This is a genomic window from Streptomyces sp. NPDC015346 (genome assembly GCF_043078785.1).
Taxonomy (GTDB): domain Bacteria; phylum Actinomycetota; class Actinomycetes; order Streptomycetales; family Streptomycetaceae; genus Streptomyces.
In genome coordinates, this window is record NZ_JBIBTW010000004.1 from 565,146 (window position 1) to 585,816 (window position 20,671).

19 protein-coding genes are annotated in these 20,671 nt (G+C 73.3%); 6 read left to right on the top strand and 13 right to left on the bottom strand.

What is annotated here, in order from left to right:
* Positions 1 to 12 precede the first annotated feature (12 nt).
* Both ACF06X_RS17720 and ACF06X_RS17725 read right to left on the bottom strand, forming a co-directional pair.
* Positions 13 to 1,203: an ATP-binding protein gene (locus ACF06X_RS17720; protein ID WP_392288437.1), complete on the bottom strand. Its 1,191-nt coding sequence runs from the start codon at positions 1,201 to 1,203 to the stop codon at positions 13 to 15.
* 14 nt (positions 1,204 to 1,217) lie between these two features.
* Entirely contained in the window at positions 1,218 to 1,925 is a 708-nt protein-coding gene (locus ACF06X_RS17725) for a response regulator transcription factor (RefSeq protein WP_392288169.1), read from the bottom strand.
* An 88-nt stretch (positions 1,926 to 2,013) separates the two neighbouring features.
* Between ACF06X_RS17725 and ACF06X_RS17730 the strand changes: the two genes are divergently transcribed.
* From ACF06X_RS17730 to ACF06X_RS17745, 4 genes are read left to right on the top strand one after another with little or no spacing between them, the layout of a single operon-like run.
* Positions 2,014 to 2,505 carry a hypothetical protein gene (locus tag ACF06X_RS17730; RefSeq protein ID WP_392288170.1) on the top strand — a complete coding sequence of 164 codons (492 nt, stop codon included), beginning with the start codon at positions 2,014 to 2,016 and terminating at the stop codon, positions 2,503 to 2,505.
* Positions 2,502 to 3,581 carry a peptidoglycan-binding protein gene (locus ACF06X_RS17735; protein ID WP_392288171.1) on the top strand — a complete coding sequence of 360 codons (1,080 nt, stop codon included), beginning with the start codon at positions 2,502 to 2,504 and terminating at the stop codon, positions 3,579 to 3,581. The genes ACF06X_RS17730 and ACF06X_RS17735 overlap by 4 nt, the downstream gene beginning before the upstream one ends.
* Entirely contained in the window at positions 3,578 to 4,405 is an 828-nt protein-coding gene (locus ACF06X_RS17740) for an ABC transporter ATP-binding protein (protein ID WP_392288172.1), read from the top strand. Before ACF06X_RS17735 ends, ACF06X_RS17740 begins: the two co-directional genes overlap by 4 nt.
* The gene (locus tag ACF06X_RS17745) at positions 4,405 to 5,631 is read left to right on the top strand and encodes an ABC transporter permease (RefSeq protein ID WP_392288173.1); all 1,227 of its coding nucleotides are present in this window, start codon (positions 4,405 to 4,407) and stop codon (positions 5,629 to 5,631) included. Before ACF06X_RS17740 ends, ACF06X_RS17745 begins: the two co-directional genes overlap by 1 nt.
* A 42-nt stretch (positions 5,632 to 5,673) precedes the next feature.
* Here the strand turns inward: ACF06X_RS17745 and ACF06X_RS17750 are convergent, their stop codons facing one another.
* The 4 genes from ACF06X_RS17750 to ACF06X_RS17765 all read right to left on the bottom strand — a co-directional run bounded on the left by ACF06X_RS17750 (position 5,674) and on the right by ACF06X_RS17765 (position 10,156).
* Positions 5,674 to 7,047, bottom strand: coding sequence for a PAS domain-containing protein (locus ACF06X_RS17750; protein WP_392288174.1), 1,374 nt, complete (start codon positions 7,045 to 7,047; stop codon positions 5,674 to 5,676).
* 447 nt (positions 7,048 to 7,494) lie between these two features.
* A complete protein-coding gene (locus tag ACF06X_RS17755; protein ID WP_392288175.1) occupies positions 7,495 to 8,364 on the bottom strand; it encodes an ABC transporter permease in 870 nt (289 codons plus the stop codon).
* Positions 8,361 to 9,353 carry an ABC transporter ATP-binding protein gene (locus ACF06X_RS17760; RefSeq protein WP_392288176.1) on the bottom strand — a complete coding sequence of 331 codons (993 nt, stop codon included), beginning with the start codon at positions 9,351 to 9,353 and terminating at the stop codon, positions 8,361 to 8,363. Before ACF06X_RS17760 ends, ACF06X_RS17755 begins: the two co-directional genes overlap by 4 nt.
* The gene (locus tag ACF06X_RS17765) at positions 9,353 to 10,156 is read right to left on the bottom strand and encodes an ABC transporter permease (protein ID WP_392288177.1); all 804 of its coding nucleotides are present in this window, start codon (positions 10,154 to 10,156) and stop codon (positions 9,353 to 9,355) included. Before ACF06X_RS17765 ends, ACF06X_RS17760 begins: the two co-directional genes overlap by 1 nt.
* Positions 10,157 to 10,304: 148 nt before the next feature.
* Here ACF06X_RS17765 and ACF06X_RS17770 point away from each other — a divergent pair, with 148 nt between their 5' ends.
* Complete coding sequence (locus tag ACF06X_RS17770; protein WP_392288438.1) at positions 10,305 to 11,183, top strand: winged helix-turn-helix transcriptional regulator; 879 nt, start codon at positions 10,305 to 10,307, stop codon at positions 11,181 to 11,183.
* A 25-nt stretch (positions 11,184 to 11,208) separates the two neighbouring features.
* Here the strand turns inward: ACF06X_RS17770 and pdxH are convergent, their stop codons facing one another.
* Positions 11,209 to 11,865 carry a pyridoxamine 5'-phosphate oxidase gene (pdxH, locus tag ACF06X_RS17775; protein WP_392288439.1) on the bottom strand — a complete coding sequence of 219 codons (657 nt, stop codon included), beginning with the start codon at positions 11,863 to 11,865 and terminating at the stop codon, positions 11,209 to 11,211.
* Between the two features lie 222 nt (positions 11,866 to 12,087).
* Between pdxH and ACF06X_RS17780 the strand changes: the two genes are divergently transcribed.
* Entirely contained in the window at positions 12,088 to 13,188 is a 1,101-nt protein-coding gene (locus tag ACF06X_RS17780; protein ID WP_392288178.1) for a citrate synthase 2, read from the top strand.
* Here the strand turns inward: ACF06X_RS17780 and ACF06X_RS17785 are convergent.
* From ACF06X_RS17785 to ACF06X_RS17810, 6 genes are all read right to left on the bottom strand, one after another.
* Positions 13,167 to 14,204 (bottom strand): isopenicillin N synthase family dioxygenase, encoded by a 1,038-nt coding sequence (locus tag ACF06X_RS17785; protein WP_392288179.1) that lies wholly within the window; start codon positions 14,202 to 14,204, stop codon positions 13,167 to 13,169. The two genes, ACF06X_RS17780 and ACF06X_RS17785, sit on opposite strands and share 22 nt — an antisense overlap.
* Before the next feature lie 264 nt (positions 14,205 to 14,468).
* Positions 14,469 to 15,056 (bottom strand): TetR/AcrR family transcriptional regulator, encoded by a 588-nt coding sequence (locus tag ACF06X_RS17790; protein ID WP_392288180.1) that lies wholly within the window; start codon positions 15,054 to 15,056, stop codon positions 14,469 to 14,471.
* The gene (locus tag ACF06X_RS17795; RefSeq protein ID WP_392288181.1) at positions 15,044 to 15,766 is read right to left on the bottom strand and encodes an enoyl-CoA hydratase family protein; all 723 of its coding nucleotides are present in this window, start codon (positions 15,764 to 15,766) and stop codon (positions 15,044 to 15,046) included. The genes ACF06X_RS17790 and ACF06X_RS17795 overlap by 13 nt, the downstream gene beginning before the upstream one ends.
* Entirely contained in the window at positions 15,763 to 17,346 is a 1,584-nt protein-coding gene (locus ACF06X_RS17800) for a 4-coumarate--CoA ligase family protein (protein ID WP_392288182.1), read from the bottom strand. Before ACF06X_RS17800 ends, ACF06X_RS17795 begins: the two co-directional genes overlap by 4 nt.
* Before the next feature lie 48 nt (positions 17,347 to 17,394).
* A complete protein-coding gene (locus ACF06X_RS17805; RefSeq protein WP_392288183.1) occupies positions 17,395 to 18,531 on the bottom strand; it encodes an acyl-CoA dehydrogenase family protein in 1,137 nt (378 codons plus the stop codon).
* Positions 18,528 to 20,666: an acetyl/propionyl/methylcrotonyl-CoA carboxylase subunit alpha gene (locus tag ACF06X_RS17810; RefSeq protein ID WP_392288184.1), complete on the bottom strand. Its 2,139-nt coding sequence runs from the start codon at positions 20,664 to 20,666 to the stop codon at positions 18,528 to 18,530. Before ACF06X_RS17810 ends, ACF06X_RS17805 begins: the two co-directional genes overlap by 4 nt.
* Positions 20,667 to 20,671: the final 5 nt, after the last annotated feature.

Sequence of the window (20,671 nt, forward strand, 5' to 3'; positions counted from 1 at the left end):
GCCGGCGGCGCGCTACGGGCCGAAGCTCACGCGGACCGTCAGGCCGCCGCCCTCCGCGTTCGCGTTCGCCGTCGCCGTCGCCGTCGCGCCGTGGGCGCGGGCGATCGCGTCGACGATCGACAGGCCGAGGCCGGCGCCCTCACCCGGCCCGTGCGTGCGGGCCGTCAGGCGCCGGAAGGGTTCGAAGAGCAGCGGGACGGTGTCGGCGGGGACGACCGGGCCGGTGTTGACGACCTCGATCGCGCCGGATCCCGTACGGAGTTCCACGCGGCCGTCCGGGACGTTGTGGCGCAGGCCGTTCGCGACCAGGTTGTGGATCAGCCGGTCCAGGAGCACCGGGTCGCCGTCGACCGTCAGGGGCCGGGCGTCGACCGAGACGCTCACCCCGCGCTCCGCCGCCTCGGCGGCCAGCGCGTCCACCGCCTCGCGCGCGACCTCGTGCACCGCCACCGGTCGGCGCTCCCGCAGCCCCTGGTCGGAGGCGGCGAGCAGCAGCAGGCCCTCGATCATCCGCTCGCTGTCGTCGGCGACCTCGATGAGCTTCGACCGGATCCGGGCGACCCGCTCCGGGGACGGCTCCCCCGCGAGCCCGATCTCGGCCGCAGCCCGCTGGACGGCCACCGGGGTGCGCAGCTCGTGCGCCGCGTTCGCCGCGAACCGCTGCTGGGCCGAGACGAGCTGTTCCATCCGGCCGAGCATCCCGTCGAAGGTGTCCGCGAGCCGCTTCAGCTCCCCCGGCGGCCCCTCCAGCGCGATCCGCTCGTGCAGGTTCTCGCCCGACAGGCGGCGGGCCGTGTCGGTGATCAGTGCGACCGGCCGCAGGACCCGGCCCGCCATCCACCAGGCGAGGACGACGGAGAGCAGGGCGTACGCGGCGAGGACCAGCAGCGAGACCGTCAGCAGCCGCTCGAGCGCGGCGCTCTCGGCCGCGTCGCTGACCGTCCGGGTCACCGCGAGCCCCTCGACGGCGGACGGCGGGACCGGCCCGGGGCTCGCGACCCTGGCCCGCTCCCAGAGGGGTGACGCGCTCGCCGTCGGCAGGCCGTCCATCCGCCGGGCGGGTACGGCTCCGTTGACGGCGACGCTGATCGACGAGTAGAGGCCCTCCTTCACCAGGAGATACACCACCCCGGTGAGCAGCACGCCCGCGAGCAGCAGCAGCCCGCCGTACAGGGCCGTCAGCCGGGCCCGTTCGCCGTTCATGACGCGACCGGCGTTCATGACGTACGACCGGTCGACGGGCCGCCTGACCGGCCGCTCGGCGGGACGGACGTGATCCGGTAGCCGACGCCCTGCACCGTCTCGACCACCGGCGGCTCCCCCAGCTTGGCCCGTAGCTTGCTCAGCGTCACCCGTACCGCGTTCGTGCGGTAGCTGGTGTGCTCCTCCCACACCTGCTCGATCAGGTCCTCGCCGCTGACCACCGCCCCCTCCGCGCGCAGCAGCGCCTCAAGGACCGCGAACTCCTTCCTCGACAGGTGCAGATGCCGTCCGTCGCGGCTCGCCTGGCGGCGGGCGGTGTCGAGGACGATCCCGGCCCGCTCCAGGACCGGAGGCAGCGCGGGCCGGGCGCGCCGGCCGAGCGCGAGGACGCGGGCGAGCAGCTCGTCGTACGCGAAGGGCTTGGCCAGGTAGTCGTCGGCGCCGAGGCCGAGGCCGTCGACCCGGTCCCGTACCGTGCCCGCCGCCGTCAGCATCAGGACGCGGGTCATCAACCGCTGCTCGACCACCCGGCGGCACACGTCGTCACCGTGGAGTCCGGGCAGGTCACGATCGAGGACGAGGACGTCGTACTCCCCGAACCGCATCTTCCGCAGCGCTTCGAGGCCGTCGGCCGCCACGTCCACGGCGAGCGCGTCGCGGCGCAGACCCTCGGCGATCATCTCGGCGAGAAAGGCCTCGTCCTCCACCACCAGTACGCGCATGGGCCCTGTGTACCGGAAGGGACCTTTCCTCTCTGTTAACCCCTCCGCTGAGAGAAACGAAACACCGCCTCCCGGCACGCTCCCGCCCATGACGATTCGACGGAACCTCACCATGACCGCCGCGGCCGCCTCGCTGGCCGCCCTCTCGCTCCTCACCACCGCCTGCTCCGGCGAGAAGCCCGAAGCGACGACCGTGAGCGAGGAGGGCAAGAAGGCCGACCAGGCCCTTGAGCACCGCAAGTGTCTGCGCGAGCAGGGCTTGGACGTGCCCGAGCCGAAGCCGGGCGAGGAGGGCGTCGGCCTGACCATCGGCGGCGACGGCATGTCCAAGGAGAAGATGGAGAAGGCGTTCAAGGCCTGCCGCGACAAGGGCGGAGCCGGCATGGGCAAGGAGCTGACCCAGGCCGACAAGGACAAGATGATCAAGTACGCGCAGTGCATGCGCAAGAACGGCTTCGACATGCCCGACCCGAAGTTCGAGGGCGGTGGCGCCATGGCCCCGGCGCGGCCGATGCCGCAGGGCGCGGAGAAGACGAAGTTCGAAAAGGCCTCCAAGGCCTGCGAGAGCGTGACGCGATGAGCCGGCGCGGGCTCGTGGCCGCCGTGGTCGCGATCATCGCCGTCGCGGGGGCGGGCGCGGCCGTCACCGCCCTGGGCGCCCCCGAGAAGGAACGCGTCTCCGCCACCGGAGCGGACTCGGGTAGGGCGTCGGGGCTGCCGCCCGCCACGACGCCGCTCACGCGTGGCGACCTCAGCGACAGCTCCCAGCAGGACGGCACCCTCGGCCACCTCGGCGAGCGGAAGATCAACGCCGGCCCGGCCGGCACGCTCAACTGGATCGCCCCGACCGGCTCCACCGTCGAGCGGGACGAGCGGCTGTACGAGGTCGACGGCCGGCCCGTCCGGCTGATGTACGGCGCCGAGCCCATGTACCGGACCCTCAAGACGGGCGACGAGGGCAAGGACGTCCGGCAGCTGGAGGAGAACCTCGCCGCCCTCGGCTACACCGGCTTCACCGTCGACGAGGAGTTCACGGCGAAGACCGCCGAGGCCGTCAAGCGCTGGCAGAAGTCCCACGACCTGAAGCGGACCGGCACGGTGGGAACGGACGCGATCGCCTTCGCCGGCAGCGCGGTACGGGTCAAGGAGGCGGGCGCGGCCCTCGGCGACCAGGTGGGGCCCGGCCGGCCGGTGCTCACCGTGACCGGCTCCGAGCGGGTCGTACGGTTCAAGATCCCCGTCGCGGACGCCGGTCTGGCGAAGCCCGGCACCCGGGTCTCCGTACAGCTCCCGGACGGGACACGGGCGCCGGGGAAGGTGTCGTCGGCCGGGAAGACCGCCTCGGCGGGCGACGATCCGCAGGACAGGACCCCGAAGATCGACGTCACGGTCTCCTTCGACGCGCCGGAGAAGGTCCAGGGCCTCGACCAGTCCCCGGTCACCGTCGACCTCACCGGCGAGACCCGGAGGAACGTCCTCTCCGTACCCGTGAACGCGCTGCTCGCCCTGCCCGGCGGCGGTTTCGGCGTCCAGGTCGTCGAGGACGGGAAGGCGCGGGACGTGGCGGTGGAGCTCGGCATGTTCGGCCAGGGCCGCGTCGAGATCAGCGGCGAGGGTCTGCGCGAGGGCATGAAGATCGGGGTGCCGTCCGCATGACGACTGCCATGCCACCGGGCGTGCCGCCGGAACCGCCGCAGGGCGTGCCCCCGGAAGCGCCGCCGGGCGTGCCCCGGGAAGCGCCTCCGGGCGTGCCTCCCGAACCGCCGCGCGGACTGACCGGCCCCACGACCGTCGTACGGCTCTCCGGGGTCACCAAGGAGTACGCCGGGGGTGTGCGCGCCCTCGACGGGGTGGACCTCACCGTCGAGGAGGGGGAACTGCTCGGCATCGTCGGCCCGTCCGGCTCCGGCAAGTCCACCCTGCTGCACATCGTCGGCACGCTCGACCGGCCCAGCGCCGGGACCGTGGAGATCGCCGGCCATGACGTGGCGTCGCTGGCGGACCGCCGGCTCTCCGCGCTCCGCTCCCGCCACATCGGCTTCGTGTTCCAGTCGTTCCATCTGGTGCCCGGCGTCGGCGCGCTGGAGAACGTCGCCGAGGGGCTGCTGTACTCCGGGCTCCCCCGGGCCAAGCGGCGGTCGATGGCCGCCGACGCCCTGGCCCGGGTCGGGCTCGCCGACCGGATGAAGCACCGGCCGCACGAGCTGTCCGGCGGGCAGAAGCAGCGCGTCGCCATCGCCCGCGCGGTCGTCGGCGAACCCGACCTGCTCCTCGCCGACGAGCCGACGGGCGCGCTGGACTCGGCGTCCGGCGAGGCCGTCATGGAGCTGCTGCACGGCCTCAACGCCGAGGGCGCGACGATCGCGGTCATCACCCACGACGCGGAGATCGCGGGGCGGCTGCCGCGCCAGGTCCGTATCCGCGACGGCCGGGTGGTGGCGGACACGGCACGCGGAGCACGCGGAAAGGTCGCGGTCTGATGCCCCGTACAAGAGGTACACCCGGTAGGCGCGCACGTGGCCTGAAGGCCGCCCGGCTCGGGCCGCGCGACGTGCTCCACGTCGGCTCGGCCGGGCTCCGCAGCCGGCCCGTGCGGGTCGTGCTGTCGGCGCTCGGGATCGCCATCGGGATCGCCACGATGATCGCGGTCGTCGGCATCTCCGCCTCCAGCCAGGCCCAGTTGATCCGGCAGCTCGACGCGCTCGGCACGAACATGCTGGTGGCTCAGCCGGGCCAGGGGATGTTCAGCGGGGAGAAGGTCAAGCTGCCCAAGGACGCGGTGGGGATGGTGGGCCGGATCGAGGGCGTCGAGAAGGCCGGCGCGACCGGCGACCTGGACCGTACGGTCCGGCGCTCCGAGAAGATCCCCGAGGGCGAGACGGGCGGAATCGCGGTCAGGGCGGCCACGGAGGGGCTGCTGGACGTCCTGCGCGGCAGGACGTCGGCCGGTACGTGGCTGAACGCGGCCAACGGCCGCTATCCGTCCGTGGTCCTCGGCCATGTCGCCGCCGAGCGGCTCGGCATCACCCGGCCCGGGCAGCAGGTCTGGGTCGACGACCGCTACTTCACCGTCGTCGGCATCCTCGAACCGCTGCCGCTCTCCCCCGAGATCGAACGCTCGGCGCTGGTCGGCTGGGAGGGCGCCCAGGAACTCCTCGGCTTCGACGGGCATCCGACGGCGGTGTACGAGCGGTCCACGGACGCGTCCGTACGGACGGTCCAGAAGCTGCTCGCCCCGACCATCGACCCGCGCAACCCGCAGAACGTCCAGGTCGGCGACCCGTCCGCGGCCCTCCAGGCCAAGGCGGCCACCGAAGGCGCCTTCTCGACCCTGCTGCTGGGGCTCGGCGGGATCGCCCTGCTGGTGGGCGGGGTCGGCGTCGCCAACACCATGATCATCTCAGTGTTGGAGCGCCGCCACGAGATCGGCCTGCGGCGCTCCTTGGGGGCGACGAAGGGGCAGATCAGGATCCAGTTCGTGACGGAGTCCCTGATGCTGTCGGGGCTCGGCGGGCTGGCGGGCGTGGCGCTCGGGGGCGCGGCGACGGGCGTGTACGCGTACACGGGCGGGCTGCCGTGGGTGGTGCCGCCGTGGGCGGTGGCCGGCGGCTTCGGCGCGACGCTGGTGATCGGCACGGTGGCCGGGCTGTATCCGGCGGTACGGGCGTCGCGACTGTCGCCGACGCTGGCGCTGCAGGCGGCGTAGCGGGGCGCCGGGGGACGTAGGGGGCTTGGTGGTGGGCCGGGGCTATGCCCGTCCCGTACCGCCTCCCGGCTCCTCGTCCCCCGCCCCCGCCAGGTCCAGGGAGGCCGCTACCCGTACCGCCACCGTCTCCGCGTACACCGCGTCCGGCCGCTCGAAGGCCGTACGGGACGCGGCGCGGAGGAAGGTCACCGCGCCCACTGTGCGGCCCCGGCTGCGCAGCGGGAGGCACAGCGCGTGGACGGCGTCGCGGGGCCAGTGGCGTTCCACGGCCCACTCCTCGGCGCCCTGCGGCGTCGCGGCGGAGGCCGAAACCCGCACCGGGCCCGTACGGGAGACCGCCTGGAGGACGGGGTGGCCGGAGGGATAGCGCACCGGAATGCCACCGCCCGCGACGGGGACGACCGGGCCGGGCACACCGGCCGGGGTGGCGGCGACGCGGACGAGGCGCCGCTCGCCCGCCGCGAGGTCGAGGAGCGCGTGGTCGGCGAAGCCGGCCAGGGCGAAGTCCAGCAGGACGGTCGCCGCCTCCATCGGGTCCTCGCACTCGGCCGCCGCCGCACCGGCCCGGTGCAGCTGGCTGTACCGGAACCGCAGCCGGTCCGCCTCCTGCTCCGCGAGCCGCTCCTCCGTGACGTCCTGGAAGAGCCACCCCACGCCCAACGGCACCGGCTCCTCGGACAACGGCGACGACAGCCGCACGAACCCGCTGCGCCAGCACCGGCGCCGCTCGCCCTCCGCGGTCCGCAGGGTCACCCACACCTCGGCGAGCGCCCGCGGCGCGCCCTCCGCCAGCACGTGCTGGAGGGCGCCCTCCAACTCCTCCACGCCCTGCGCGACCAACTCGCCGAGCGGCCGCCCGAGGAGAGTCGTGCGGCCGGCCCCCATCGCGCGGGCGGCGTGCCCGTTGACGACGGTGGGCCGCAGATCGACGTCGACCAGGACGACACCCCAGGAGGCGTCCTCGAACAACGCCTCGCTGAGCGCGATCGACCGCTCCAGATCGATCTGCGCGTGCACCTCGCTGAAGGCGCAGTACACCCCGGCCGGGGCACCGTCCGGCCCGCGCACGCCCGCCGACTGCGTCCGTACGAGAACCCTGCCGCCGTCCTTCCGCAGCAGCGCGAACTCGTGCACCAGCCGGCCGGGCGCCTCCATCGCCGCCATCAGCCGCGCCAACGCCTCGGCCGCGTCGGTCCTGCGCGCCGCCCACCCCTCGAACCCGCGCCGCCCGACGGCCTCCTGGGCGGACCAGCCGAGGATCCGCTCGGCCTCGCGGTTCCAGTGGGTGACGGTCCCGTCCGCGTCGAAGGCGCAGAGCGCCGCGTCCATCCCGTCCAGCAACGCGGCGAGCAGGTCCGCCCCGGGCCCCTGCCCGTCGGCCGCCCGCCGCGCGGCCTCACTCGTGGAAGCACTCATCCCGGACCCCCTGTCAGGACGGTGTACGCGCGTGCACCCGCACGCCCCGAGCCCAATTCAACTGGAACGTGACGCACGACACACCCGCTTCAACGAAATCGTTGCGCCCCGGAAACGAGCGGACTCGTCTCATAAATCGCTTGAGGCCTCGCCGGTCGCTTCTTAGGGTGGGGGCACACGTTGAAAGGAGGTGATCCGAAAACATGGTTTCTTTTCGGACTCGTGAGGTGACTGCGGGCTAAGGCCTGCCGTCGCACATCGTGCATCTCGGCAGGCCGTCTGCCGACAACAACGCAGTCACCCGACCCGTGGGCCGCCGGTAAGTCCGGCCGGCTCCCGTCCGAACTCGAGCGGACGGGACCAAGGCCCACGGGTCGTCCGCGTTTCCGGGGCCCCGCGGCACACAGCCACCGGGCTGACCGGGTGCGCGTGGGCGCGTGGGCGCCCTCAGGCGAGACCCAGTTTGCCCGTGCGCCGGGAGCGGGCTTCGCCCAGGCGGAGGATGAGTGAGGCCGCTGCCAGGAGCAGGGCGCTCAGGGCCGTGAGGGCGGCGAGGGTCGGGGCGAGGTCGGTGAGGGTCCGGTGTTCGAGGAGGGCTCCTCGAACGGCGATCAGGCTGCCCGTCAGGGGGAAGACCGCGCCCACCACCTGGATCGCCGCCGGCAGGGCGAAGTGGGGGAGGCGGACGCCCGAGACGAACCAGAGGGGTTCGTCGAGGATCGTGTAGAGGAAGGCCGAGTCGCGGGAGAAGACCAGCAGGCTGTTGAGGAACGCGCCCCACGCGGCGGCCGGGATCAGCAGGGCCAGGAAGACGATGCCGTACATCCACCAGGCCGCGACGGAGAGGGTGCCGAAGCCGGTCAAGGCGGCGACGGTGAAGCAGGTCAGGAGCCAGGCGTTCTGGAGGAGCGCGCCGGCGCCGTTGGCGAGCATCAGGGTGAGGCGGCCGGCCGGGGAGAGGAAGAGGAGTTCCAGGGTGCCGGTGGTGCGTTCGAAGGAGAGGTGCCAGGCCGACTGGACGAGGGAGAAGAAGAAGGCGTACGCGAGGGTGCCGGTGGCCAGGAAGGCGAGGAGGCGGTCGGGGTCGGCGGCGAGCGGCCAGTTCGCGGCAGCCGGGGAGGCGGTGGCGACGGGGCGCAGGGTGTAGTAGGTGGTGGCCAGTTGGAGGACGGGCCAGACGAGCATCGAGAAGACGACGATGGGCTGGCCGAAGAGGCGGCGGTGCTGTTTCAGGGCCTCGGCGGCGAAGATCCGGCCGGCGTGCGTCAGGTCGCGCGTCAGGGTGTGCGTCAGAGCGCGCGTCAGGGCGTGGCTCATGCCGGTGCCACCTCGCGCGAGCCGTCCGCGAGGGCCAGGATCGCGTCCTCCAGGCTGGCCTCCGCGATCTCCAGGCCGCCGATCGAGCCGCCCGCCCCGACGACCGCCGCGGCCAGCGGGCCCGCCAGGTCGTCCGGGTGGCGCAGGGTGATCAACTCGGCCCCGGTGGGGAGCAGTTCGCGGTCGGCGCCGAAGCGGGTCGCCACCGCCGCCGTGGCCGCGCTCGGGGTCGTCACCGTCAGGCGGATCGTACGGTGGGTTCCGGTCGCGGCCTTCAGTTCCGCCGGGCTGCCGGCGGCGAGGTGGCGGCCCCCCGAGATCACGTACACACGGCCGCAGAGCTCCTCGACCTCCGCGAGGTAGTGGGAGGTGAGGAGGACCCCCGTGCCCTCCTCGGCGAGGCGGGCCACGACGCGGCGCAGGTCGCGGGCGATGGGGGCGTCGAGGCCGAGCGTCGGTTCGTCGAGGAGCAGGTAGGCGGGGCGGTTGACGAGTCCGCGGGCGATGGCGAGGCGCTGGGTCATGCCCCGGGAGTAGCGCTCGACCATGGTGTCGGCCGCGTCGGTGAGGCCGACGAGGGCGAGCAGGTCGTCGATGCGGGGGCGCAGTTCGTGCTGGGGGACGTCGTAGAGCTGGCCGAAGTACCAGAGGTTCTCGCGTCCGGTCATGCGGGTGTAGACCATGCGCTCGCCGCCGGCGATGAGGTTGATGCGGCGGCGTACTTCGCGGGCGTCGGTGACGGTGTCGAGGCCGTCGACGGTCACCCGGCCCGAGGTGGGGCGCAGGAGGGTGGCGACGGTCTTGATGGTGGTGGTCTTCCCGGCGCCGTTGAGGCCGAGGAGGCCGGTGATGCGGCCGCGCGGGATGTGGAGGTCGAGGCCGTCGACGGCGCGTTTGACGCCACGGCGGCCGAAGAGCCCCTTGTCCCGTACGGGGAATTCCTTGCGCAGGGCGCGGACCTCGATGGCGGCCTTGATCGGAGTCGTCATCAGTACGTCCTTTCCACGGCCCGGGCCTCGGCCCGTGGCAGGTAGAGCAGTCCGAGGAGGAGGTAGGCGGCGGTGAGCAGGCCGCAGACGCCGAGTCTCGGCAGCAGGTCGGGGAGCGACTGGCCGCCGGTGAACGCGCCGTGCAGGACGTCCATGGCCGAGGTGGTGGGGAGGAGTTCGGCGAACCACTGGGCCCAGAGGGGCAGGTAGTCGCGGGGGAAGGTGAAACCGCCGACCAGGCCGAGGACGATGAAGACGGTGTTCTGCGAGATGTGGGCCTCGCCCGCCGCGATCATCAGGCCGCCGAGGCCGACCGAGACCGCGAAGACGGCGGCGATCAGCCCGAGCGCGCCGAGCAGCGCGCCGGCGGCCGAGGAGACGGGGACGGAGATGCCGAGGGCGGCGATCACCACGCCCAGGGTGAGGAACTCGACGAGGCTGCTGAGGACCGCGAAGGCGGTGAAGCCGAGCAGGTACGGGAGGCGGCCGGCGGGGGCGACGAGGAGGGCGCCGAGGGTGCCCTGGCGCTGTTCGGTGATGAGGGCCTTGGCGGACCAGAGGATGAGCCGGACGGTGAACTGGAAGGCGGTCGCGCCGACGACGACGTACGCGAGGTAGGCGGTGGTGCCGCTGCCCCGCTCGAAGTCGTCGGCGACGGTGCCGCCGCCGATGGCGTGGTAGCCGAGGTAGGCGAGCGAGATGGCGAGCGCCGCGGGCAGGACGGTGCCGACGGCGTACGTCCATGGGTAGGCGCGGCGGGTCATCTGCCAGGTGCGCCAGGCGGTCGCCCAGGCGATGGGCATGGAAGCGGTCCCTCCCCCGAGTGAGTTTCCATTGGGAACTTAGAGTGGGTGTAGTGAGTTTCTATCGGGAACTCGCTGTATGGCGCAAGATGGGACGGCCACCCGAACCACCACCGACCCGCCGACCACCCGACCGCTGGAGGAGTCCATGGCCCGAGCCGTGCCCGAGCGCGACGCCGCCTGTGCGATCGCCCAGGCCGCCGCCGTCGTCGGCGACTGGTGGAGCCTGCTCCTCGTACGGGAGACGGCGCGTGGCAGGCACCGCTTCGACGAGCTCCAGCGCGAGCTGGACATCTCCCGCAAGGTCCTCACCGAGCGGCTCAACCACCTGGTCGACAGCGGCGTGCTCGACAAGGTGCCGTACCAGGAGGGGCCGGTGCGTTACGAGTACCGGCTCAGCGCGACCGGGCGCGCCCTGCTCCCCGTCCTGGTCTCGATGCAGGACTGGGCCGACCGCTGGCTGCTCGGCGACGGCACCCTCACCGGCTCGGCCGACGAGCACAGCGCCGAGGCCCGCCGCCTCCACGAGCTGCCGGGCACGCGGCTGCCCCGGCTGACCCTGCCCGCGCACACCGGCGAGGAGCGGGACCCGGTCGATCCGGACGCCGCCGCCACCGTGCTCTTCTGCTATCCGGCGACCGGGCGGCCGAGCCCGCTGCCGGACGACTGGGACGCCATCCCCGGGGCGGCCGGCTGCACCCTGGAGAACCGGCTGTTCAGGGACGCGTACGACAGGTTCACGGCGGCCGGGATCGCGGTCCACGGGGTCTCGACCCAGCGGCCCGACGAACAGCGGGCCTTCGCCGCCGCCGAGGAGATCCCCTTCCCGCTCCTCTCCGACATGGACGCGCGTCTCGCGGCGGCTCTGCGGCTGCCGACCTTCCGTGCCGGGCAGGCGCTCCGGCTCAGGCGCGCGGTCGTCGTCGTGGACCGGGAGCGGACCGTACGGCACACGCAGTTCCCGGTCACGGACATCCCGCACGCGGTCGAGACGGCGCTGACGGAGGCGCTCAGCGCCTCACGGTGACAGGCGCCTCCGGGCGACGGGCGCCTCACGGTGACAGGCGCTCCACCCGCCAGTCGTCCCCCGAGCCGTCCCCCGCCTCGTCCCCCGCGCCCTGCCGCACGTACCGGAGCCGGTCGTGCAGGCGGTTCTCGTGGCCCTGCCAGAACTCCACCGTCTCCGGCACCACCCGGAAGCCGCCCCACTCCGGCGGCACCGGGACCTGCGTGCCCTCCGGGTAGCGTGCCGCCAACTCCTCGTAGCGCGCGAGGAGTTCCTCCCGGGAGCCGATCACGGAGGACTGGTGGCTGGCCCAGGCGCCGAGCTGGGAGCCGTGCGGGCGGGTGCGGAAGTACGCGACCGTCTCGTCACGGCCGGTGCGGAGCGCCCGGCCGGTGACGATGACCTGGCGGGCCAGTGGATGCCAGGGGAAGAGGAGCGAGATGTACGGATTGGCCGCCAGCTCGCCGCCCTTGCGGGAGCCGTAGTTCGTGTAGAAGACGAACCCCGCCTCGTCGTAGTGCTTGAGCAGCACCGTCCGGGAGGACGGCCGGCCGTCGGTGGTGGCCGTCGAGACGACCATCGCGTTCGGCTCGTGGATCGCCGGATTGGTGGCGGTCTCCTTGAACCAGCGCGTGAACTGTTCGATCGGTTCGGGGGCGAGGTCGGCCACGGTCAGCTGCGGGGTCCGGTACTGCTCGCGCATGTCGGCGGGATCGAGAGCGTCGGTCACAGGGCCATCCTGCCGCAGCGGGCCAGTCTGCCCGGCACCCCGTGCCGTTAATCCTCTCTCGCCGAATCGGCGCAGTGTGCCGGATGTCACGCTTCCCCGCATCATCGGAACCGTACAGACTCTTCGGCTGGATGACTGTTACTTTCCGCCCACCGACCCCGCCGGATGATTGATCATCGATAGAGGAGCCGCCTGATGTCCGACTTCGTACCCGGACTCGAGGGAGTCGTCGCGTTCGAAACGGAGATCGCCGAACCGGACAAGGAGGGCGGCGCGCTCCGGTACCGCGGCGTCGACATCGAGGATCTGGTCGGTCAGGTCTCGTTCGGCAACGTGTGGGGCCTGCTGGTCGACGGGGCGTTCAACCCCGGTCTGCCGCCGGCCGAGCCGTTCCCGATCCCGGTGCACTCCGGTGACATCCGGGTCGACGTCCAGTCCGCGCTCGCCATGCTCGCGCCGGTGTGGGGCCTCAAACCGCTCCTCGACATCGACGTCGAGCAGGCCCGCGACGACCTCGCCCGGGCCGCCGTCATGGCGCTGTCGTACGTCGCCCAGTCGGCGCGCGGTCAGGGCCTGCCGATGGTGCCGCAGAGCGAGATCGACAAGGCGCAGTCGGTCGTCGAGCGGTTCATGATCCGCTGGCGCGGCGAGCCGGACCCCAAGCACGTCAAGGCCGTCGACGCGTACTGGACCTCGGCCGCCGAGCACGGCATGAACGCCTCCACGTTCACCGCGCGCGTCATCGCCTCGACCGGCGCCGACGTGGCGGCGGCGCTGAGCGGCGCCGTGGGTGCCATGTCCGGGCCGCTGCACGGCGGCGCCCCGTCCCGCGTCCTCGGCATGATCGAGGAGATCGAGCGGACCGGCGACGCGGTGGGGTACGTGAAGAAGGCCCTGGACCAGGGCGAGCGCCTGATGGGCTTCGGCCACCGCGTCTACCGCGCCGAGGACCCGCGCGCCCGCGTCCTGCGCCGTACGGCGCGCGAGCTGGCGGCGCCGCGGTTCGAGGTCGCGGAGGCGCTGGAGAAGGCGGCTCTGGAGGAGCTGCACAACCGCCGCCCGGACCGCGTCCTCGCGACGAACGTGGAGTTCTGGGCGGCGATCGTGCTGGACTTCGCCGAGGTCCCGGCGCACATGTTCACGTCGATGTTCAGCTGCGCCCGTACGGCGGGCTGGTCGGCGCACATCCTGGAGCAGAAGCGCACGGGCCGGCTGGTGCGGCCGTCGGCGCGGTACATCGGCCCTGGCCGGCGCGACGTCCAGGAGATCGAGGGTTACCGCGACATCGCGGGCTGATCCGCAGAATCGTTCAGCAGCAGGTCCGCGTGGTGGCGGGCCGCGACCAGCGGATGGGCGCGGAGCTTGCCCTTCAGCTCGTTACGGCCGTACTCGGCGAACAGCGGGTTCGCCGGGTCGGCCGTGACGCCGGGCGCCGCCCCGGCGTACGGGAAGGCCAGCGGGGCGATGCGGGCGTCGAGCCGCGGGTTGTAGAAGAACGGGACGGAGTAGCGCTCCGTCGCGCCGGGCGGGGACACCACCCGGTGGTTGGTGGCGCGGAGATAGCCGTTCGTCGCCACTTCGAGGAGCTCGCCGAGGTTGACGACGAACGCGCCGGGCAGCGGCGGTACGTCGTGGAAGACCCCGTCCTCCCGCTCCACCTGCAGGCCGCCGACGTGGTCCTGGAGGAGCAGGGTGAGGAAGCCGTAGTCCTTGTGGGCGCCGACGCCCTGGTCGGCGCCGTCGCCCGCGCTTCCCGGGTAGCGCACCAGCTTGAGGTGCGGGTGGGCGTGGGCGCCGAAGATGTCGTCGTAGAAGTCGGCGGGGGCGCCGATCGAGACGAGCAGCTCGTGCAGCAGCCGCTCGGCGACCCCGCTGAGGCGCTCGACCCAGTTGAGGGCGGCGAGGCGGAGCTCGGGGAGCGCGGCGGGCCACTGGTTGGGGCCCTGGAGCCACCAGTACGGGGGTTCGCCGGGGCCTGGCACGTGCGCGGGGCGTTCGGCGCCGATGTCGAGCTGGTCGCGCCAGTCGCGGGCGCCGCCGGTGCGCTCGTCGCCGATGCGGGTGTAGCCGCGGAAGTGCGGTGAGTTGATGTTGTCGATGGCGAGCCGGTCGGCCTCGGGCAGCGCGAAGAACGCCCGCATGGCGGAGGTGAGCGCCCGGGTCTCGGCATCGGTGACGCCGTGCCCGACGAGCTGGAAGAAGCCGACATCGTGGGCGGCGGAGTGCAGCTGGGCGTGGAGGAGCCGGCGGGCCTGGGGGCCGCGGTCGGCGGCGGCGAGGTCGACGATGGGGAGCTGCGACGTATAGGTCATGGTGTGCGTCCGCGTGGGGTGTACGGGGCCCGGTCGGCGTTCGGCGGGGTGTGTGCCGGAGGACCGGGGTGGGTGGGCGTCGGTGTCAGGCGGAGGGCCGACAGCCCATGGTCGTGACGCGGAGAAAGTCCACGTGACGACGGCGTACGAGCGAAAGCATGCGCCCAGCGTACTGCGGGGCGCGGACCGTGTATGTGTCCCGGGTCACGGCCCCGGCCCCGGGTCACGGCCCCGGCCCCGGCCCCGGCCCCGGGTCACCCGCCGCTAGCCCAGGGCCTCGTCCACCAGGGCGGCCCATTGGGCGATGACCCGGGCGCGGCGGGGGCGGTCGTCGGTCAGGAGGGTGGCGAGGCCGAGGCCGCGGGCCATGTCGAGGAGGCCCTGGACCGTTTCGCGGACGCCGGGGCGGGACTCGTCGGCGCGGAGGAGTTCCACCGCGATGCGGTGGGACTCGCGGCCGACGCGGGCCTCCAGTTCGGTGACCGGGCCGCGCAGCTGCTCCTCGTTCGAGGCGGCGACCCACAGGTGGAGCGCCGCGCGGAACAGCGGGCCCGTGTAGAGGTCGACCAGGGCGGCGACGACCTCGCGGCGGTTCTCGGCCGGGAGGGCGCGCAGGGCCTGGGAGCGTTCCTCCGCCACGTACTCGACCGCCGCCGTGAAGAGGGCCTCCCGGGTCGGGAAGTGGTGTTGGGCGGCCCCCCGCGAGACCCCGGCCCGCTCGGCCACCACGGAGACGGTGGAGCCCGCCCAGCCGTGTTCGGCCAGGCAGGACACCGCCGCCTCCAGGAGCCGCCGCCGGGTGGCGCGGCTCCTGTCCTGCTGGGGCTGTTTCGGTGGGCTCACCACACCCATTCGGGGTCCCGTCGTTCGAGGAAGGCCGTCATCCCTTCGCGTGCCTCCGCGGAGGCGAACAGCGACGCGGACCGCTGCACCAGCTCCTCCGCGTCCCGTTCGAAGGTCTCCAGGACTTTAGCCGTGACCAGCCGTTTGGACTCGGCCAGGCCCTGCGGCGAGCCCTTGCGCAGCCCGTCGAGGATCCCCTCCAGGGCGTCCTCGCCCGCCGTCACCAGGCCCATGCGCAGGGCCTCCGGCACCCCGAAGCGCTCGCCCGTCAGGTAGTACCGGGCCGCCGCCCGCGGCTCCAGTTTCGGCAGCAGCGTCAGCGAGACGACCGCCGGGGCCACCCCGATCCGTACCTCCGTCAGGGCGAAGTCCGCCTCCGGGGACGCCACCACCACGTCACAGGCGCCGAGCAGGCCGAGACCGCCCGCGCGCGCGTGGCCCCGCACCACCCCCACCACGGGTTTCGGCAGCTCCACGATCTGCCGCAGCAGCGCCACGAAGGAGTACGGATTGGGCGGTGCCTTCAGGTCCGCGCCCGCGCTGAAGGTGGCGCCGGAGTGGGTCAGCACCACCGCCCGTACGCCCGGATCCTTCGCGCACGCCGTCAGCGCCTCGGCGAGGTCGGCGACCAGCGAGGCCGACAGCGCGTTGCGGTTGCCGGGCGCGTCCAGGGTCAGAACAGCGATGCCGCGTTCGCGGGCGACGGAGACCAGGGTCATGAGTTTTCTCGCTCCCTCAGTTCGCGGCGCAGGATCTTCCCCGACGCCGCCCTCGGCACCCCGTCGACGAACTCCACGCGCCGGATCTTCTTGTACGGGGCAACCTGCCCGGCCACGAAGCCGATGATGTCGTCGGCGGACAGGTCGGCCGCATGTGGCTGGCGGACGACGTACGCCTTCGGCACCTCGTTGCCGTCCTCGTCGTACACGCCGATCACCGCCGCGTCGGCCACGCCCTCGTGCGTGAGGAGCAGCGCTTCGAGCTCGGCGGGGGCGACCTGGAAGCCCTTGTACTTGATGAGTTCCTTGACCCGGTCGACGACGAAGAGCCAGCCGTTCTCGTCGACCCGGCCTATGTCGCCCGTGTGCACCCAGCCGTCGGCGTCGATCATGGCGGCGGTGGCGTCGGGGCGGCCGAGGTACCCCTTCATGACCTGCGGGCCCCGGATGGCCACCTCGCCCTCCTGCCCCGGCTCGACGTCCCGTGCCGGGTCGTCGAGGGACAGGATCCGCATCTCGGTGCTGGGCAGGAGCTTGCCGACGGCGCCGGGCGGGGGGTTCACGGCGTCGAGCGGGACGACGTGGGTGCCCGGGGACAGCTCCGTCATCCCGTATGCCTGGCGGACCGGCGGCAGTTTGAGCCGGGCCGAGCAGGCCTCGGCGAGGGAGGCGTCGAGCGGGGCGGCGGCGCTGACGATGTACTCCAGCGAGGAGAGGTCGTAGTCGGCGACCGCCGGGTGCTTGGCGAGCGCGAGGACGATCGGGGGCGCCACGTACAGGCCGTTGATGCGGTGCTTCTCGATGGCGGCGAGGAACTGGTCGAGTTCGAAGCGGGGCAGGACGACGACGGTGGCGCCCTGCCGCAGCGGGGCGTTCATCAGGGCGGTGAGGCCGTAGATGTGGAAGAAGGGCAGGACGGCGAGGATGCGGTCGCCGGGACCCATGGGGATGAAGGGTTCGAGCTGGGCGAGGTTGGTGGCGATCGAGGTGTGGGTCAGCATCACGCCCTTGGGGACGCCGGTGGTGCCGGAGGAGTACGGCAGGGCGGCGATGTCCTCGTCGGGGTCGATGTCGACGAACGGCTCGGGTGTGGTCGTCGCCAGCATCGCCTGGAGGGAGAGGTGCCCCTCGGCCGGGTCCGCCCGGTCGCAGACGAGGATCTCCTCGATGCCGCCGGCGAGTTCGGCGGCCCGGCGGGCGGCCGCGAGCAGCGGGGAGACGGTGACGATCCAGCGCGCGGAGCAGTCGCGGAGCTGCTTGGCGAACTCCTCCGGCGTGGCCAGCGGGTGGACGGTGGTGACGGACGCGCCGGCGCGCGTGGCGGCGTAGAACGCGACCGGGAAGAGCACGGTGTTGGGGCTGTGCAGGGCGAGGACGTCGCCCTTGCGGACACCGGCCTCGGCGAGCCCGGCGGCGATCCGCCGGTGGAACGTGTCGACCTGGGCGTACGTGAGGGTCAGGTCGCCGGTCCCGTCGATGAGGGCCGGGGTGTCACCGTGTTCGGCGGCCCGGCCGAGGACGGCCTCGTGGATGGGCAGGGAGACGGTCGGGACGGGCTCGTACTCGCTGTGGAACACCATGCGTGGCCCCCTGGGAGAGTGGGAAGGTGAGCGCCAGGATCGCGCGGCTCAGTACGACTTGGGGAGACCCAGGGACTGGTGCGACACGTAGTTGAGGATCATTTCGCGGCTGACGGGGGCGATCCGGGCGACGCGGGAGGCCGTGATGAGCTGGGCGAGGCCGAACTCGCGGGTGAGGCCGTTGCCGCCGAGGGTGTGGACGGACTGGTCGACGGCCTTCACGCAGGCTTCGGCGGCGGCGTACTTCGCCATGTTGGCGGCCTCTCCCGCGCCGAGGTCGTCTCCGGCGTCGTAGAGGTGGGCGGCCCTCTGCATCATCAGCCGGGCCAGTTCGAGCTCGATGTGGGCCTGGGCGAGGGGGTGGGCGATGGCCTGGTGGGCGCCGATGGGGGTCTTCCAGACCTGGCGGTCCTTGGCGTAGGCGACGGCCTGGCCGAGCGCGTACCGGCCCATGCCGATCGCGAAGGCGGCGGTCATGATCCGCTCGGGGTTGAGCCCGGCGAAGAGCTGGAGGAGGCCCGCGTCCTCGTCGCCGACCAGGGCGTCGGCGGGGAGGTGGACGTCGTCGAGGGTGAGCTCGAACTGCTTCTCGTGGGCGGCGAGTTCCATGTCGATCCGGCGCCGGCCGAAGCCAGGGGCGTCGCGGGGGACGACGAAGAGGCACGGCTTGAGGTTGCCGGTGCGGGCGTCGGAGGTGCGGCCGACGATGAGGGTGGCGTCGGCGATGTCGACACCGGAGACGAAGACCTTGCGTCCGTTGAGGACCCAGCCCGCCTCGGTCCGGGTGGCGGTCGTGGTGATGCGGTGGGAGTTGGATCCGGCGTCGGGCTCGGTGATGCCGAAGGCCATGGTGCGGCTGCCGTCGGCGAGACCGGGCAGCCAGGCCGCCTTCTGCTCGTCGGTGCCGAACCGGGCGATGACCGTGCCGCAGATGGCGGGTGAGACGACCATCATGAGGAGCGGCGCTCCGGCGGCGCCCAGCTCTTCGAGGACGATGGAGAGTTCGGCCATGCCGCCGCCTCCGCCGCCGTGGGACTCGGGCAGGTTCACGCCGAGGTAGCCGAGCTTGCCGGCCTCGGCCCAGAGGGCGTCGTGGTCGTGGTCGCGGCCGTGGCGGTGGCCGAGGGCGGAGACGGCGGAGCGGAGCGCGGTGTGTTCGGGGGATTCGACGACGGTGCCGGTCATTTCTGGTCCTCCTGTGCATCGGCGGCCGGTGCGGCCTGTACGACGGCGAGCAGGGCGCCGACCTCGACCTGGCGGCCGGGGGCGGCGTGGAGCGCGGTGAGCGTGCCGGAGGCGGGGGCGGTGACGCGGTGCTCCATCTTCATGGCCTCCAGCCAGAGGAGCGGCTGCCCGGCGGTGACGGGGTCGCCGACCGCGAGGCCCTCGGCGACCCGGACGACGGTGCCGGGCATGGGGGCGAGGAGCGAGCCGGGCGCGGTCTGGTCGCGGGGGTCGGGGAAGCGGGGACGTGCGGTGAGGCGGTGGGGGCCGACGTACGCGGTGTCGCCGTGGCGGGCGACCTCGAAGTCCCGTACGACACCGTCGACTTCGAGGCGGACGAGGTGCGGGGTGACGGTGACGGGGCGGACGCCTTCGGGGGCGGTGACGGTGTAGCCGCCGCCGCGGGTGGGGCGGTAGCACACCTCGTGCTCGCCGTACGTCTTCGTCTCGTCCTGCGAGCGGACGTTCCGCCACCCGCCGCCGAACCGGCCCGCTCGCCCGGCCGCGTCCGCGAGCGCGGCGGCGACGGCGGCGTACGCCTCGCCGTCGCGGGCCCGGGTCAGCGCGTCCAGGTTCCGCCCGTAGAAGCCGGTGTCGAGCCGCCCGGGATCCTGGAACTCCGGGTGCCGCAGCGAGGCGACGAGCACGTCCCGATTGGTGACGGGCCCATGGATCCGGGCCCGGTCCAGCGCGTGGGCGAGCTTCCGGACGGCCTCGGCGCGGGTGGGGGCGTGGGCGACGACCTTGGCGAGCATCGGGTCGTAGTGGACGCCGATCGTGTCCCCGGAGGCGTAACCGGTGTCGACCCGGAGGCCCACCGCGCGGAGCCGCGGGCCGTCCGCCGGCGCGGTCCCGGCACCGGCCGCCGCACGGAGCCGCGGGTGCTCCGCCGGCGTGCTGTCGGCATCGGCCGCCGGGGCGCCACGGGCCGCGCCGCCCGCGCGAGGCCACGGGCCGTCCGCCGGCACGGTCCCGGCACCGGCCGCCGCACGGAGCCGCGGGTCCTCCGCACGAAGCCGCGGATCGTCCGCGCGAAGCCGCGGGGCCCCGAAGGCCCGCGGGGTGCCGGTCTCCGGGAACTCCAGCGCGTGCAGCACCCCCGTCTGCGGGGTCCAGGACGTCGCCGGGTCCTCCGCGTAGAGGCGGGCCTCGATCGCGTGGCCCTGGGCGGTGGGGGGTTCCGGCGGCAGGGCGTGGCCCTCGGCGACGGAGAGCTGGAGGGCGACCAGGTCCACCCCGTACACCTCCTCCGTCACCGGGTGCTCGACCTGGAGGCGGGTGTTCATCTCCAGGAAGTGCGCCCGGCCGTCCGCGACGAGGAACTCGACCGTGCCCGCGCCGACGTAGCCGACGGCCTTCGCCGCCGCCACCGACCGCTCGTACAGCTCGTCGAGGAGCGCGGACGGCAGTCCCGGCGCCGGGGCCTCCTCGATGACCTTCTGGTGGCGGCGCTGGAGCGAGCAGTCCCGGGTGCCGAGCGCCCACACCGTCCCCTGCCCGTCGGCGAGGATCTGCACCTCCACGTGCCGGCCGTTCTCGACGTACGGCTCGACGAACACCTCGCCGTCCCCGAAGGCGCTCGCCGCCTCCGCCGAGGCGGCGGCCAGCTCCCCGGGGAGCGCGGCCAGGTCGCGGACGATCCGCATGCCCCGCCCGCCGCCGCCCGCCGCCGCCTTGACCAGGACCGGCAGGTCCGCCTCGGTGACGTCGGTGAGCGGGGCGATTCCCAGCAGCTCCTTCGCCCGCGTCTTCGACGCCATCGACTCGATCGCCTCCGGCGGCGGCCCGATCCACACCAGACCCGCGTCCGTCACCGCCCGCGCGAAGTCGGCGTTCTCGGAGAGGAAGCCGTAGCCGGGGTGGACGGCGTCCGCGCCGGCCGCCAGCGCCGCCTTCACCACGAGGTCGCCGCGCAGGTACGTGTCCGAGGGCGCCGCGCCCGGGAGCCGGACGGCCGCGTCCGCCTCCCGGACGTGCAGGGCGGAGGCGTCCGCGTCCGAGTACACCGCGACCGTCTCGATGCCCAGCTCACGGCACGTACGGAACACCCGGCAGGCGATCTCGCCCCGGTTCGCGACCAGCACAGTCGAAATCATCGGAA